Annotated in this window: 14 protein-coding genes; 4 read left to right on the forward strand and 10 right to left on the reverse strand. The window is 63.0% G+C overall.

What is annotated here, in order from left to right; translation table 11 throughout:
* Positions 1 to 517 precede the first annotated feature (517 nt).
* The 5 genes from NZ746_04635 to sucD are packed head-to-tail and all read right to left on the reverse strand — an operon-like array spanning position 518 to position 4,286.
* Positions 518 to 1,531, reverse strand: coding sequence for a glycosyltransferase (locus NZ746_04635; GenBank protein ID MCS6816651.1), 1,014 nt, complete (start codon positions 1,529 to 1,531; stop codon positions 518 to 520).
* Between the two features lie 44 nt (positions 1,532 to 1,575).
* Positions 1,576 to 2,691, reverse strand: coding sequence for a D-glycerate dehydrogenase (locus tag NZ746_04640; protein ID MCS6816652.1), 1,116 nt, complete (start codon positions 2,689 to 2,691; stop codon positions 1,576 to 1,578).
* A 9-nt stretch (positions 2,692 to 2,700) separates the two neighbouring features.
* Positions 2,701 to 2,946, reverse strand: a complete 246-nt coding sequence (locus NZ746_04645) for a DUF2905 domain-containing protein (protein MCS6816653.1) — start codon at positions 2,944 to 2,946, stop codon at positions 2,701 to 2,703.
* A 3-nt stretch (positions 2,947 to 2,949) separates the two neighbouring features.
* On the reverse strand, positions 2,950 to 3,369 hold the full coding sequence (gene ndk / locus NZ746_04650) for a nucleoside-diphosphate kinase (GenBank protein ID MCS6816654.1): 420 nt from the start codon (positions 3,367 to 3,369) through the stop codon (positions 2,950 to 2,952).
* A gap of 41 nt (positions 3,370 to 3,410) precedes the next feature.
* Complete coding sequence (sucD, locus tag NZ746_04655; GenBank protein ID MCS6816655.1) at positions 3,411 to 4,286, reverse strand: succinate--CoA ligase subunit alpha; 876 nt, start codon at positions 4,284 to 4,286, stop codon at positions 3,411 to 3,413.
* A gap of 451 nt (positions 4,287 to 4,737) precedes the next feature.
* On the opposite strand from sucD, the gene NZ746_04660 reads away from it, so the two are divergent.
* Positions 4,738 to 5,727, forward strand: coding sequence for a M48 family metallopeptidase (locus tag NZ746_04660; protein MCS6816656.1), 990 nt, complete (start codon positions 4,738 to 4,740; stop codon positions 5,725 to 5,727).
* 15 nt (positions 5,728 to 5,742) lie between these two features.
* Positions 5,743 to 7,851, forward strand: coding sequence for an O-antigen ligase family protein (locus NZ746_04665; protein ID MCS6816657.1), 2,109 nt, complete (start codon positions 5,743 to 5,745; stop codon positions 7,849 to 7,851).
* Between the two features lie 58 nt (positions 7,852 to 7,909).
* Here the strand turns inward: NZ746_04665 and NZ746_04670 are convergent, their stop codons facing one another.
* From NZ746_04670 to cofD, 5 genes are all read right to left on the reverse strand, one after another.
* On the reverse strand, positions 7,910 to 10,033 hold the full coding sequence (locus NZ746_04670; GenBank protein ID MCS6816658.1) for a protein kinase: 2,124 nt from the start codon (positions 10,031 to 10,033) through the stop codon (positions 7,910 to 7,912).
* Between the two features lie 315 nt (positions 10,034 to 10,348).
* On the reverse strand, positions 10,349 to 11,020 hold the full coding sequence (gene npdG, locus NZ746_04675) for an NADPH-dependent F420 reductase (protein MCS6816659.1): 672 nt from the start codon (positions 11,018 to 11,020) through the stop codon (positions 10,349 to 10,351).
* Between the two features lie 20 nt (positions 11,021 to 11,040).
* Positions 11,041 to 11,793 carry a coenzyme F420-0:L-glutamate ligase gene (gene cofE / locus NZ746_04680; protein MCS6816660.1) on the reverse strand — a complete coding sequence of 251 codons (753 nt, stop codon included), beginning with the start codon at positions 11,791 to 11,793 and terminating at the stop codon, positions 11,041 to 11,043.
* Positions 11,772 to 12,440 (reverse strand): 2-phospho-L-lactate guanylyltransferase, encoded by a 669-nt coding sequence (gene cofC / locus NZ746_04685; protein MCS6816661.1) that lies wholly within the window; start codon positions 12,438 to 12,440, stop codon positions 11,772 to 11,774. The genes cofE and cofC overlap by 22 nt, the downstream gene beginning before the upstream one ends.
* The gene (gene cofD, locus NZ746_04690; GenBank protein ID MCS6816662.1) at positions 12,437 to 13,369 is read right to left on the reverse strand and encodes a 2-phospho-L-lactate transferase; all 933 of its coding nucleotides are present in this window, start codon (positions 13,367 to 13,369) and stop codon (positions 12,437 to 12,439) included. Before cofD ends, cofC begins: the two co-directional genes overlap by 4 nt.
* Before the next feature lie 117 nt (positions 13,370 to 13,486).
* Here cofD and NZ746_04695 point away from each other — a divergent pair, with 117 nt between their 5' ends.
* Together NZ746_04695 and NZ746_04700 are read left to right on the forward strand one after the other, a co-directional pair.
* The gene (locus NZ746_04695; GenBank protein MCS6816663.1) at positions 13,487 to 14,182 is read left to right on the forward strand and encodes a TetR/AcrR family transcriptional regulator; all 696 of its coding nucleotides are present in this window, start codon (positions 13,487 to 13,489) and stop codon (positions 14,180 to 14,182) included.
* Positions 14,179 to 15,384 carry an efflux RND transporter periplasmic adaptor subunit gene (locus tag NZ746_04700; protein MCS6816664.1) on the forward strand — a complete coding sequence of 402 codons (1,206 nt, stop codon included), beginning with the start codon at positions 14,179 to 14,181 and terminating at the stop codon, positions 15,382 to 15,384. The genes NZ746_04695 and NZ746_04700 overlap by 4 nt, the downstream gene beginning before the upstream one ends.
* The last annotated feature ends 9 nt before the right edge of the window (positions 15,385 to 15,393 follow it).

Below are 15,393 nucleotides of genomic sequence, written 5' to 3' on the forward strand. Positions count from 1 at the left end.
GCGGCTCAACTCTTGCGCGGTCGCCCATATCTTGAGAACCCACTTGGAGGCGGGCCTGATCAGCGCGAGGTCCTCACGCTCTCGCTCGCAGGCTTCGATTGCGTCACCTATGTGGAGACCGTGCTCGCGCTGGCTTTGGCCCGTTCGGTGCGCGACGTCCGACGATGGCTGCGGCGCATCCGTTATAAGGAAGGGCGAATCGCCTGGCGCACGCGCCATCATTACATGGTCGAGTGGATTCGCGAGAACGTTCGTCAGGGCATTCTCACGAACCTCACGCGCGGTTCGGGGACGCGCCTTCTCACGCGGCGAGTGAACGTGGTCCCCGGCCTCCCGCCTCGAACGCTTCGCTTTCGCTGCTTCCCGAAGGACCAGCTCGCGAAGCGGCGCGAGCGCCTTCGCGACGGGGATCTCATCTTCTTCGTCTCCACCAAGCCGAACCTCGATGTCTTTCACATCGGCCTGTTGCTCGTGGAACGAAAATCATCTCGCGCGGAAGACGAGGCCCCGCTCCGCCTCATGCTCTCTCACGCCTCGCGTCGTCGTGGTCGTGTCGTGGAGCAGGAGCTGGAAGCGTTTCTGAAGGAACATCGCATGTCGGGCGTTCTGCTCGTGCGCCCGCGAGAGCCGAATGCGCGCTCCTCCTCGAGGACGCGCGTCTGCTCCGCGCGCGCCAGAGCGCGACGACGGCGCCCGCAAAAAAGACGATGTGACTGACGAGAGCGTAGGCGAAGAAAAGCGGACGACGCACGATGGCCGAGAGCGAAGGTCGCGACGTGGCGAGGAATTGTCGCGGGAACTCCGGATGGCGCGCGAGGAAAAGCCCGTATCCTTGACCGTGCCAGAACTTGCGCCGCATCAGATCCCGCAATCGCAGAGGATACTCGTGCACGATGCGGATATCGCCCAGGAACGCGATCGGGACGCCGGCGCGGGAAAGACGATACCCCAGCTCGATGTCCTCTGCGGCCACCAGTGTCGAATCGAACCCTCCGAGAGCGCGCAACACCTCGACGCGTGCCAGAAAGCCCATGCCGTTCAATCCGCGCACGCTCTCCGACCGAACGTATTGACCGATAGCCCAGCGATCGATCTCGGCCTCATAGCGCGCCCACAACGAGCGCGTGGGAGCAGGTTCGAAATCGAACTGGAAACACGCGATCGAACGATCCTGCGCATCCACCGCGCGTTCTAAGCGCAAGAAGTGATCGGGCGCGAGGAACGTGTCCGAGTCCAAGAAATGCACCCATTCGGTCGCGACGGCGTGGAGTCCCGCATTGCGCAATTCGGCGAGCGTTCGCGCATCGGGGACGTAGAGCGAGCGAATCGGAAAGGGAAAAGCGCGGGAGAGCGCGCTCAAGTGCGTCTCGATGTCGGGGATGTCGCGGCTCACGATGAGGATCTCCACCGGAGAGAAGGCGCTCGGCGCGGTATTGGCGACCGACAGAAGGAGACGCTCGAGCGCCCGCTCCCGTCCGCGGTGCACGGGAATCACGAGAGTCGTGGATCGGGAGAAAGGATCACGATCCACCGCCTGTCGCTCTTCGTCACGCGTTCGGCGCTCGCGCGCGTGCGCTATTGAAACGCCTCTTTGTTCACCACGAAGGGCATCTTCGCCGGATCTCCGCCGTAATTCCCCTCGAGCACATCAATGAGCGCTTGGACGGTTCGTCCCGCCATGCCGCGATCGGGATCGGGCGAGAGGCGCGTGATGCGTCCCCCGCTGGCGAAGTGATGGAAAAGTCGAAGCCGATCTTCCAACTCCGGATCGCGCAAGGGAGAATCCGGCGGCAAAGGTTCGACCTCGAAGACATCCAGCGCCGCTCCGGCGATCACCCCATTCTTCAACGCCCAATACAGCGCGCGCTCATCCACGACCGGCCCACGCGAAGTGTTGATGAGATAGGCCGTCGGTTTCATCTTCCGCAGCGCGTTCTCGTCAATGAGGTGATAGGTCGGTGTCTCGCTCTCACCAGGGCGAAGGAGCGGGACATGAAGGCTCACGTAATCTCCCTGGCTCAAAGCCTCGTCGAAACTCACATAGCGGATCGTGCGCCGTTCGGGCGCGAATCCCAACTCATAGCGCAGATCCAATTCGCGTTGAACCTTGGCGACGAAGTCGTGATCTTGAACGATCGGATCGTAGCAGAGGATATTCATGTCGAAGCCGATGCACTTCTTGATGAACGCCTTCCCGATCCGCCCCGTTCCGATGACCGAGACCGTCTTGCCCGTCACCTCGTCGCCCAGGAAGGGGAGATACGGATGCCACGCTCCCCATCGGTTCTCCCGCACGAGCTTCTCGCTCGGCCAGAGTTTGCGCGAGACGCACCCCAGGATGAAGAGGGCGAATTCGGCCGTCGCCTCGTTCAAGACGTCGGGCGTATGCGTGAAGGGGATCTTCAGTTCGTTGGCCGCTGCGCGATCAATGTTATCGAAGCCGACGGCACATTGGGCGACGACCTTGAGCGTGCCGCGTCCGGCCTCCAGGACCTCGCGATCAATCGGATCGCGCAAGGTGGTGATCAGCCCATCTATCCCCGACTTCACTTTCTCGATGATGAGGCTCTTGGGCGGAGGATCGGGATGCGGATAGACCTCGACTTCATATCCCCGCTGCCGCAGTATATCCAGAGCCTCCTGGCCGATGTCGCAAGTCGCGAATACGCGAAAGCGTTTGGGCGTCGCCATATATCCTCCTCACTTGCGAAGCGAAGAGACCAACGACCAAAGGATCGTCGCGATCAGGCTCAAGATCAGGCTCGTGACCAAGGGGAAGTAGAATCGAACGTTCTCGCGCTCGATGCGGATGTCCCCGGGGAGCCGCCCCAAAGGAATTTGCGGGAAGCGCTCTAAGAGCACGAGCACCAGACCAAAGACGACGAACAAAAGCCCGATCACGATGAAGAGTCGTCCCATGCCGCCCAGACCTTCCCACGGCATCATCGTTCACCCCACGATCTCCAGGGCGTTGAAGAAATAGGCGATCTCAAACTCGGCGGTCTCTGGAGCATCCGAGCCATGGACGACGTTGCGCTCGATCGTCGTGCCGAACTGACGACGGATCGTGCCATCAGCCGCCCGAGCCGGATCGGTCGCCCCCATGACCTCTCGCCACCGGGAGATGGCGGATTCCCCTTCCAGCAGAAGGACGACGCACGGCCCGCTCGACATGAACGTCGTGAGGCTTTCGAAGAATGGCTTATCGCGATGTACAGCGTAAAACCCTTCCGCTTGCGCCTTCGTCAGATGCACCATCTTCAGGCCGCGAATGCGAAATCGTTCCGCCTCGATCCGGCGGATGATCTCTCCCACGAGCCCTCGCTCGACGGCATCCGGTTTGATGATGGCGAGCGTGCGTTCGAGCATGCCTTTTCCCTCCTCACAGTTCGACTTCTGAACGCTGCGCGCTATTCCCGTCCTAAGACGCGCGCGACTGTAGCGCCGATCTCGGCCGGGCTGCGGACGACATGAATGCCGGCTTCCTCCATCGCCCGCATTTTCTCAGCCGCCGTTCCATGGCCTCCAGAGATGATGGCCCCCGCATGGCCCATGCGCCGACCGGGCGGCGCCGTCTGCCCAGCGACGAATCCGATGACGGGCTTGGTCATGTGCGCGCGCACGAAGGCCGCCGCTTCTTCCTCAGCCGTCCCTCCGATCTCCCCAATGAGGACGACCGCCTCCGTTTGCTCGTCCTGCTCGAAGAGGCGCAGCACATCCACGAAGTTCGTACCGACGATGGGATCCCCTCCAATCCCGACGCAGGTGGATTGTCCGAGCCCCCGCTGCGTCAGTTGCCACACGGCCTCATACGTGAGCGTGCCGCTGCGGGAGACAACGCCAATCGTCCCTTCTCGATGAATGTGTCCGGGCATGATGCCCACCTTGCACTTTCCTGGGGAGATCACCCCCGGGCAGTTCGGTCCAATCAACCGCGCCGGCCGATTCTGCAAGAAGGCCATGACTCGAACCATATCGAGCGCGGGAATGCCTTCCGTGATGCAGACGATGAGCGCGATGCCGGCGTCCGCCGCCTCCATGATGGCATCAGCGGCAAAGGCGGCGGGCACGTAGATCACACTTGTATTCGCTCCGGTCTCCCGTACTGCCTGCTCGACCGTATTGAAGACCGGCACCCCTTCGTGAACCGTCCCACCTTTCCCCGGAGTGACACCGGCGACGATCTTCGTCCCATACGCCTTCATTTGCTGCGTATGGAACGTCCCCTCTCGACCCGTGATTCCTTGAACGACGACGCGCGTGTGCTCGTCTACGAGTATGCTCAATGCCCTACACTCCCCACACCAAATGTTGTTCCCAAACGAGGCACTGGAATATACCATAACCCACTGCCTGAGACAAAGCGGATTTCACCCGAACCTCAGGCTTCTACAGAGCAGCGCGGCGAGTGTTAAGACCGCACCGTATCGCGGATTCTAAGCTCGAGAGCCTGCCGGATTCCCGCATCGGGTAGACTCATCACTCTGAGAGGGCACAGCTTGCGGTCGCGCGAATCCCCGCGAGATGATCCGACCGCCGATTTATACTGGAGCGCCACCTCCGCGCATAGCTCGTAAGCGACGTGGCGGTAGCAAAAGGGGACTTGGAAGGAACACATCGCTGAACATGGCTTCGCCGTGTACTCCAGAGTTCGCAACGGCGGATACTCGGAATGCCCCGTGAGACCGCGGGATTGACCTCTTCGGGAATCTCGACTATCCTGGCAGGGGACGGGCTATGAGGGATGGCAACACGAAGCGAAGATGGCGGAGATTCACACTCGTACTGGTCAGTCTCACCTTCGGATCGGTGTTCGGGCTCGCTCATCCCGAGAGTGAGTTCGCGGCGCGCGCGACGGATTCCGCGCGGATCGCGAGCGGAAGTCGGAATCCCTACGACAAGTTTCGAGGAGCGAGCTACAGCAACGAAGGCCTCTACCCGGAACGAGATGAGATTCGCCTGGGGCAGGAGCTGCACAAGCAATTGCAGAAGGAGCAAAAGATCGTACAGGATCCACTGCTCGCTCGATACGTGCAGCAGCTTGGAGAGAAGCTGGCTCGCCTCTCCAAACGTCCGGACCTCGACTACCACTTCTTCATCATTGAGGATCCGACGGTGAATGCCTTCGCGCTGCCGGGCGGATACGTCTACGTGCACACAGGCTTGCTCGCCGCGGTGGCGGACGAAAGCGAACTCGCGTCGGTCCTCGGGCACGAGATCGGACATGTCGTCGCGCGGCATGGGCTGAAGAACTTCAAGCGGGCGCAGAGGTACCAATTCCTCGTCGGCTTGATCAATCTGGGCATTGGCGCGATCGGCGGCGAGAGCACGGCGGCGCGCATCGGGCAAACGGCCTCGCAACTTCTGGCCGCGGGCATTTTCACGAAGCATTCGCGGGATGCTGAGCGGGAGGCCGATTTCCTCGGCTTGCACAACATGTATGCGGCCGGATACGATCCGCGCGGCATGGTCTCGATGTTCGAGAAGCTGGAGCAGATCTCGCGTCGAAATCCCGATCTGCTCGGCGCGGTCTTCCGCACGCATCCGCCGGCATCCGAGCGCATTCGGAACACACAGGCGGAGATCACGGATCATCTCGCGCTCGACCCTCGCCTGGTGCGCGACACGTCAGCCTTTCGCGCGATGAAGCAACGATTGCGAGAGTTAGGATTGGCCGAGGGCTCGGCCTCCTCATCTGTGCGGAGGCGGTTGAGAAGCCGCTCGTGATCGACGCACGTCGGCATGGCCTCGCTTACATCGGATTCGCCCCGAGGACGGATCGCACCGCGAACGCTTGATCTCTGGATCGAGGGCGTATTCGTCCTGCTCCTCTTCGGATCGCCCTTCGCGCTCGGAGCGGTCGAAGCGTGGGGATACGGGGCGATGGAGATGGGCGTCGCCGTGCTCGCGGCTCTCTTCCTCGTGCGCGGATGGCGTCGCGGTCGTTTCGCTTGGTTCGCCTCACCGGTGAATCCGCTCTTGTTCGCGCTCCTTCTACTGGCTCTGCTACAGGGGGTGCCGCTCCCCCTCTCCGCGATCGCCTGGCTCTCGCCCCGCGCGGCCGAGATGGTGCCGGTGGAGGGGCCATCCTCGTGGACCTCGCTCGCCCTCAATCGCACGCTTTGGCGCGAAGAGCTGCTCAAGTGGATCGCCTACGGCGCGACGTTCTTCATCGCCGCGAGTTGGCTCCATGAGCCGCGACGCGTGAAGCGATTTTTCGGCTACTTCGTCGCCGTGGGGGCGAGCCTCACGCTCTTCGCCCTCGTTCAGCTCGCGTTCTGGAACGGGAAGATCTTCTGGCGGATCGAGACGGCCTCGGCCTTTCCCTTCGGTCCGTATGTGAATCACAACCATTTCGCGGGCTTCATCGAACTGGCCTTGGGCGCGACGCTCGGGCTTTTGCTCGCGGAGATTCATCCGGTTGTGAGCGGGCGCGTGCGGCTGCGCGATTACTCCGCCACGCGCGCCATTCTGCTCGCTGGTGTGGGCGCGCTCTTGCTCATCGGTCTTCTGCTCTCCCGCTCACGCGGGGGGATCGTGAGCGTGCTTGGCGCGAGTGCGATCTTACCCCTTTTGCTCCAACGTTCGGAATCCCGACGCGCGCTCGTTTTGGCCCTGCTCGTCCTCGCTCTGCTGGTGGGGGGTGCCCTGGCGCTTGGCTCTGGAATTGCGCTCGAACGCTATCGGTTCGCGGGCGATCCATCGGTGCAGTATCGGCTCGCGACCTGGCGCGACACATTGGCGCTCGGGCGCGATTATTGGCGGTTCGGCTGCGGCCTCGGGAACTTCGCCGAGGCCTTTCCCGCTTACAAGACGGGCTTCCCCGGATTCTTCACGGTTCATCCCGAGAACGATTACCTGCAAGCGCTCGCCGAACTGGGGATCGCGGGATTCGGACTGCTGATGGCGCTCATCGGCATCTACGCGCGCGGCGTCCTCAAGCTTTTGCGCCAACGACGCAATGAAGAGGTGCGGGGCCTGGCTGCGGGCGGAATGTTTGGCCTCATCGCGCTCTCGCTTCACGGCCTCTATGACTTCAACTTCCACATCCCCGCGAATGCTTTCGCCTTCGTCTTGATGGCCGCCATGACCCAAGCGATCGTCGCGCTGCACGTCCGCTCGAACGGCGAGATCGCTTTCCTCATGCCGGTGCGGCAATGGACGCGCGAGCGCTCGACTTCGCTGTTCACGGGCATCGTGCTCGTGGGCCTTGCGGGAGCGATCGGGTATGCCGCGCTCTCTCTTCGCGCCGCGATCCATCACCAGCAATTCCTCGCGTGGTTCCAAACCTATCGTGTGGAGCCTCCCGAACAAGCGCTTCGCGCGATGGATCGCCTCATTCCCGGCCATGAGGCTGAGATGCGCCACTGGCGCGCTCGTCAGCTCTTCGATTACGGGCGTCTTCCGGATCGTCCACGACTGCAGCAGTATGCCTTCTTCGAGCGCGCGGCGGAGTTGGCGCAGGAGGCCGTCTGGGCCCGGCCAGCGCGCGGCCGCTATTGGGCGCTCTGGGCACGCGCGCTGGCCGAATTGGGTGAGCGAGAACGCGCCGTGTGGGCTTTCGAACGCGCCGTGAGGCTCGACCCCATGAACGCCGAGATTCGCTATGACTTCGGTCGCTACGCCGTCTTCCTCGGCGATCGCGAGCGCGCCCTCGCGGAACTCTCTCGCGCCCGACAGTTGAATCCGCAATTGGACCTCGTGCAAACGCTCGACCTGCTCAGTCACGTGATCGCGGACGAACACCTCCTGCGCCGCGTCCTTGTCAGCGAGAACGAAGTGGCAGCCTTCACCGCATGGTACCGGGAGCACTTCGAGCGCGGGAAGACGGCGAGCGATCATCGGAAGTAACAGTTCGAAGCTGGCCGAGGCAGAGGCCAGCTCTGGTGAAAAGCGAGGGCGTGGAGCGCTACGGCTTCCGCCGCTTCTTCTCCAGCATCTTCAGATGATTTCGCGCGACGGCCGCATATGGTCCCGCTGTACATCGTTCGAAAGCCTCGCGCGCCGCATCGTACTCGCCCCGACGTTCATAGACGAGACCGAGCAGATAGTAGACATCGGGATTCGCAGGATCGAGCTGCTGCGCGGCTTGATACTCGCGCAACGCTTCGTCGTATCGTCCCGCATTGAAATTTTCATTCCCTCGACGCACGTGCTCGGCGACGGTAAGTGCGGCGCTCGTCGTCTCCTCCGTGTGAGAAGAGGGCTCTCTCGCGGGCGTCGCCTCTGAAGGCGATTCCGGGAGCGATCCTGGGGAGACCGAGGGCGAAGTTCGAGAATGGGGCCGACGAATGGACGAGGAAGACGAGATGGCGCGCTCGCGCGGGGACTCTGGCCTCGCGAGCGTTTCCGAGGGCGAGGACGAGGATTCAGGCAAGCTGCGCTCCTGCGGCCTTTGGACGACGGATGAGGTCACTTCCGGCGATTTTCTCCATGACCGAAGAGCGAAGATCCCCCCGAGAAGCCCGACACTCACGAGCCCAAGGGCGAGCGCGCGTCGGGAGCGCATCCTCCACGATCGCGTCATCTCCTGGGTCGAAAGAGTGGGAACGATTCCCTGTGTGGCCACATCGGCCACTGTGTCCGGGAGAGTTTCTGGCGAAGGTCGGGTAGCGCGCGTCTCTCCTGACGCGGCGCTCATCGTCTCTCGTTTCCCGAATGCAAGCCATCGGCTAAGGACGTGCCACCGACGCGGACGGAGTGCGAGCATGAGGGAGACCATCTCTCCCTCGATGACCTCGCACGCGGCGTGAGCCGGAACGTACTGCGGATGTCGCACTGTGATCCGATGCCGACCGATGGGGACGCGTTCCAATGCGCAAGTCCCGCGCTCATCGGTCACGCCCACGCGTTCGCCATCCAGGAAGACATCGGCGCCTGCGACGGCACACTGAAGAAATATGCTCCCCAGATGAAGCGGATCGAGCCTCAGCAGGACCACGCTCGCCTTCCCCGACTCCAGGTGAACGGTCCCGCGCCAGCGATGATGACGAGCCGACTCCACTTCGAGGAGATGGGCGCGAGGGCTGAGACCCTCGATCTCACAATTCCCCTCGGCATCGGTTCGCCCCGCATATCGGCCGTCCACGTAGACTAGCGCCGCTGCGACGCCAGCGCGAGTCTCCGCATCCTCGCACCGAAGGCGGAGCTTCCCCACCTCCAGTCCGATCGCTTGTCGAAACGCGCGCGCCATCTCCACGGCCGAAGAGAAACGATCCTCAGGGTTTTTCGCCAGCGCGCGCACGAACACCTCCTCGACGGCCGCGGGCACATCCGGACGAAAGCGCCGCGGCGAAGGAGGCTGCTCATGCAAGTGGGCGTAGATCACTCGCTCGAGCGATTCGGCCTCGAACGGCACGCGCCCGGTGAGCATTTGATACGCGACGATGCCCAAGCTGTAGATGTCCGACCGGTGATCAATGGCCGCTCCAGAGCGGAATTGCTCCGGCGATGCATAATGGAGCGTCCCCATCGGGCGGCTGACGCGCGCGCTTGTGGCTCCCGGGAGCGCTTTCGCGATCCCGAAATCGAGGATCTTCACGATCGGCTCGCCCTTGTAGTCCGTGACGAGCATCAAATTGCTCGGCTTCAAATCCCGATGCACGAGACCGCGCGCGTGAGCGTAAGCGAGCGCCTCAGCGATCTGATCCAGAAACAGCGCCACGCGCTCCAACGACAGAGGCCCGTGTCGCCGAAGCTCTTCCTCCAGCGTGTGTCCGGACAGCCACTCCATGACGAGGAATGGGAGTCCATCGCGCGTCATCGCAGCGTCGGTGACCCGAATGATATACGGATGATCGAGCGCGACCGTCGCTTTCGCCTCCTTGAAGAACACCTCGACCAGGTCGGGACAAGAGAGCGCCAAATCCGGCTTCAGGACCTTTACCGCCACCGTCGCCGTCGTCACCAGGTGGCGAGCGCGATAGACGACGCCCATTCCACCAATCCCGACAAGTTCCTCTACGCGGTACCGATCGGCCAAGACGGTGCCTACGAAGCCGTAGGGATCACGCCGCATCTTCGACTCCACCATCGTTCCTTGTCCTCTCAGGAGGCAGTGGGCGAGGACAACGTCGGCAGCATCCTCATCCCCGCTTCACCACTGACCCCAGGCCTCTCATCCGACAAACGAGCGAGCATACGCCTGTTGATGCCACCGGCTCGGCTGTGGAGACGCGTGCGCGTCCTCCCCGATCACATCATATTGCCGATCGTCCCCGGACGGAGCCTCCGAATCCGCGACGATCAGTTTGATGGCGGGACCCATATTCTTGCCCTCACAGCGTCACAGAGTGTATCACCCGCTCACCGAGAGGACAAGAAGAGGTGTAGGCGCTGCCTGCGCGCGTCACGAGCTTGAGGTCGTTTCCTCAAGGCCCGTGATGCGAATGCCCGCGGATCGCGATCCATAGCGCCGATTCAACGAGATGAGCAAAGGGGTGATCTCCTCGACTGCGCGCGCCATCCGAAGGGACCCGGCATCCCAAGCGCGCAAGCCCAACCGGCGAATGAGGGCGATGACGGCCTCCTTCGCCGCCATATCGTCCCCGCAGACCAGGATGTCGCATTCGACAGCCCGCTCCAGATTCTGCAAAGCGGCGGCTGAGACATTCTGAAAGGCGGCGACAACCCTCACGGCATCGCCCAATAGCCGTTGGGCTTCCTCAGCCGCCGACTGCTCCGAGCGCCGTCGCAGACGCAGCGGATCGTGCGGATCGAGAGGCACGGTCGTGTCCACGAGGATCTTCCCCTGAAGTTCAGGAGCGATCGTCCGCAGCGTCTCTTCATGCGCGGCATAAGGCACGCAGAGGATCGCGAGATCGGCCGCGTGCGCTGCTGCGCGATTCTCCAACCCGACGACTGCCCTTCGACCCAACTGCTGATTCAACGCTTCGGCCTTCGCTTGGGCTTTCTCCGCCTGACGCGAACCGATGAATACCTCATCGGCGCCCGAGGCCGCCAAGCGTAAGACGAGACCTCGCCCTTCCTTCCCCGTTCCTCCGATCACAGCGATTTTCATCCCCACCTCCTTCTGAGCCTTCAGCGAAACAAATCGCGCTCGGGCGGACGCACGAGCGCCGACGCAGTTCCTTCGTGCCGCTCATACGCATAACCACGAATGATCACCGCGGGAATTCCGGCGAGCTTCTCCATCAACAGGCCAGCGGCACACGCCAATTCGTCGGCCACGGCCACGACTGTCGCCTGCAGCGGCACGCCGAAACGATCGTGCTGTCCCCGATAGTCCTTGAGAGCAGCGAGCCCGGCCACGCCAATGGCGACTTCGGTCAACCCCTCGCGCCAGGGCCGACCGAACGTATCGGTGATGAGGACGGCGATTTCAACGCCCACGCGTCGCTTGATCTCGCGCTGAATAGCGCGCGCCGAAGCATCTGGATCCCGAGGCAGAAGCGCCACGCGCCCCTCGCCTACATTCGAACGATCCACGCCCGCATTCGCGCAGACGAATCCATGCGGCGTCTCCACCACGAGCACTTGCCGATCCATGCGCACGATGCGTCGCGCTTCGCGCAAAATCACCTCGAGGAGGCGAGGATCTTTCCCCATGTGATGGGCGATGGTCCGAGCGAAGGCTGATGGCTCGACCTCGCTGAGCACGACGAGCCGTCCTTCTGCTTTGGAGACAATCTTCTGCGTGAGCACCAGAATATCGCCGTCCTGGAGTGCGAGTCCCTCGCTGGCTAACGCCTCAAGCAGCAGCGCCACCAGATCATCGCCCGGTCGCACCTCGGGCACCCCTTCGATGCCGATCACCTGAATCGCGCGAGCCATTGCCGCTCCTCGAAAAGCACAGCCGTCGCCGAGCGAACGGCCAATTCTGGAGTAGTCTCATATTGCCGCGCAAGCTCGCCGAGGTCCTCCGGCGCATCTACATCCAAAGCGACGCGAGGGAGATCGAGGACAACCGTACACAGCGCGGCCTCATGGGCTTTGTGATAGTGGAAGTGAAAGCTGTCCTCGCCAAAGCGAAGCGGGAGCTTGGTGGGCAAGCGGAGCCACATCGCATTCGTCCCTCGACCATCGCGCGAGGGCACGAGCACGACGTCCGCTCGCTCGCCCGCGCGCAGAATCGCCTCGACGTCAGCTGGCGCGATCAGTGGCACATCGCTCGGCAGCGCGAGAACAGCGCTCGCTCCCTGCCGATGCGCTTCCGCGAGCGCGCGCTCGACAGCCGCCGTCTGACCGCGATTCGAGGACTCTGAAAGCACAAAGGCACCGAATCGTCGCGCCAGCGCTACGGCGTGCGGCTCACGGGTGACGAGGACGAGACGATCGAGTTCGTGGACCCGAACGAGCGCTCCGAGCACGTCTTCGAGCATGGCGCGCGCGAGCGCGCGACGTTCGCCCGGAGCGAGCACAGCGTGCAATCGCTGCTTCGCCGTCTGGAAGTCTTTGACCGGAACGACGGCCCAAATCAAGCTTCAGAGTGTAGGCAGGCTAGAGCCTCCCGCGCAAGCCGCACCGCGGCAGCGCGATCGCTCATACGCAGCGGGGCCGTGAACGCGCGAACGCCCATCTGCTCGATGGCTTCCCGACAGTGCGCATCCTGCTCGTCAATGAGGATCCGGCCGATAATTCCGGCGTAAAAGCGCGCCACGCCCAGCGGGGAGACGTCATATCCACACGCCCGCATGAGTTTCCCGGCAGGGCCGCTCACAGCTTCGGTCCCGATGATCGGACTGACGGCGAGCACGCGCTCGCGCCTGCGGGCGAGCGCCTCTCGAATGCCGGGAATCGAGAGGATGGGCCCAACGCTCGTGATGGGATTGCTCGGCGCGATGAGGATTCCTTGTGCCTCGCCGATCGCCTCGAGCACGCCCGGCGCCGGACGCGCCCGCTCGCTCCCGCGATATTCCACCGCCACGACCTCCGGCATCCATCGCTCGCGCACGAAGAACTCTTGAAAGGCGAGCACGCCCGACGGAGTGTGAATGTACGTTCGGACGGGATCATTCGTCATCGGAAGAAGGCGCGCGCGCACGCCCAGCCGCGCGCACAATGCGGCCGTCACCTCCGTGAGCGAATATCCCTGCCGCAACCATTTCGTCCGCACAAGGTGCGTGGCCAAATCCCGATCTCCGAGCCGAAACCATGTGGGCTCGCCGAAGCGACCAATGGCTGCCAAACACGCGAACGTATCTCCTCGAATCCCCCATCCCCGCTCCTCATCCAACATGCCGGCCAGCCCGTACATGAGCGTATCCAAATCCGGCGAGATGTGTAGCCCCCACAGCTCGACGTCATCCCCCGTATTGCCGATGAGCGCGAGCGTTTCCGGCAGGATGACTTCGAGCAATCCACGCACGAATTTCGCGGCACCGGTTCCTCCCGCGAGGACCGCGATCACGATCCCTCCTCGATGGTTCCCGAAATCGGCGAGCGTTCATTCTATCCCGCTGCGCGCCCTTGCGGAAGGGGCTCGAATGTGGTAAGTACTTACTTACTTCGCGAGGAGCGAGTCGTTATGGTCGCAAGCGCGAAATCGGCGAAGGCGATGAGCGCTGAGCTCCGACGGCTCTCGGCCGAGGATCGCCGCCGCCAGATCGTCCAGGCGGCCATCGAGCTTTTCGCCCGCAAGGGCTTCAACGGAACGACGACTAAGGAGATCGCAAGGGCGGCCGGCGTCAGCGAAGCGCTCATCTTCCGCCACTTCCCAACCAAGCAGGATCTCTACTCGGCCATCATTGACCACAAGATGAAGGAATGCCGACGCTCTTTTCAGGAAGAGCTGCGCGAGGCGATGGCGCATCGAGACGATCGGGCATTCTTCACCCGTTTGGCCGAGGAGATCTTGCAGACGCACCGAGAAGATCCGAGCTTCATTCGCCTGATGCTCTTCAGCGCCCTCGAAGGGCATGAATTGAGCCGCATGGTCTACGAGACGTACGTCACGGAGATGTTCGAAGAGTTGGTCGCGTACATCGCGCGTCGAGTCCGCGAGCGCGCTTTTCGCGCTGTGGACCCGCGCGTGGCCGCGCGCGCTTTCGTGGGGATGATCGCCCATCATGCCTTGGCGCGAGCGCTGTTTGATCCGAGCGAACGTTTGCTGAACCTCGACGATACGGCCGCCGCGCGCGCCTTCGCCACCATCTTCCTCGACGGAATCGCTCGGCGAGCGCGTCGAGACCGTTCGTCTTCTCGGAGGGATCACGATCAATGACCCGACGATGGAAAATCCTCGGACTGTGCTTTCTGATGATCGCGAGTTCGGCCTGCCGCGGCCGCGACGAACAAGGCTCATCGTCCCCGGCATTGGCGGATCAGGCTGTGGAGGTGGAGGTCGCGACGGTCGCTGAGCGAACGTTCGATCGCCAGATCGAGATCGTCGGGACGCTCGCCGCCGATGAGGAGGTCGTCGTCTCCACGGAAGTGGAAGGCCAAATCGTCGAGATGCGCGTGGACCTAGGCAGCGTCGTGCGTCGGGGGGATGTCCTGGCTCGGCTGGAGAGCCGCGATTTCGAACTGCGCCTGGCCGAAGCCGAAGCCGCGTTGCAGCAGGTGCGCGCTCGTTTGGGATTGACGCCGGATCGCGATCGGATTGATCCGGAAGAGACGGCAATCGTCCGGCAAGCGCGTGCCGCTTACGAAGATGCCCGCTTGCGCTTCCAACGGATCCGTCAACTCCATGGTCGCGGCATCGTCTCGCAGCAAGAATTGGATCAAGCCGACGCCGCCCTTCGTATCGCTGAGGCGCGATATGAAGCCGCTGTGGAGGAAGTGCGCAGCTTGCTCGCCCAACTGGACCAATGGCGCGCTCGCGTGGCGGCCGCCCGGCGCGATCTGGAGAGGACGGTAATCCGCGCCCCCATCTCTGGAGCAGTCGCCGCGCGTCATGTCTCCCTCGGGGAGTTCCTGCGCCGCAACGATCGCGTGGTGACACTGGTGAAGATTGACCCTCTCCGTTTGCGCGCCGATGTTCCCGAACGCTACGCGGGGAAAATCGCCCTCGGCCGTCGCCTCGCCTTTGTCGTGGATGCCGTTCCCGAGAAGACCTTTCAAGGCATGATCGTGCGCATCAGCCCATCGGCGCGCAGCGAGACGCGCTCGCTCACCATCGAGGCCGAAGTCCGAAATCCGGATGGCGAATTGCGGCCGGGATATTTCGCCCGTGCTCAACTCGTCATCGAACCCGGAGCGAAAGCGATCGTGATCCCCTCTCGCGCAGTCATCTCCTCGGTGGGGCTGACGAAGGTCTTCGTGCTGGACGGCGATCGCGCTCGTGAGCGGTCCATCAAAACGGGCGCTCGAGTGAACACCGACGTCGAAGTCCTTGAAGGCCTGCGATCGAACGAGCGCGTGATCGTCTCCAACTTGGATCGGCTGGGCGATGGGACGCGCGTGCGCGTGGCGCGCTCCCGATGACCTCTGCAA

The sequence above is a fragment of the Blastocatellia bacterium genome, from assembly GCA_025055075.1.
Lineage (GTDB): Bacteria > Acidobacteriota > Blastocatellia > HR10 > HR10 > HR10.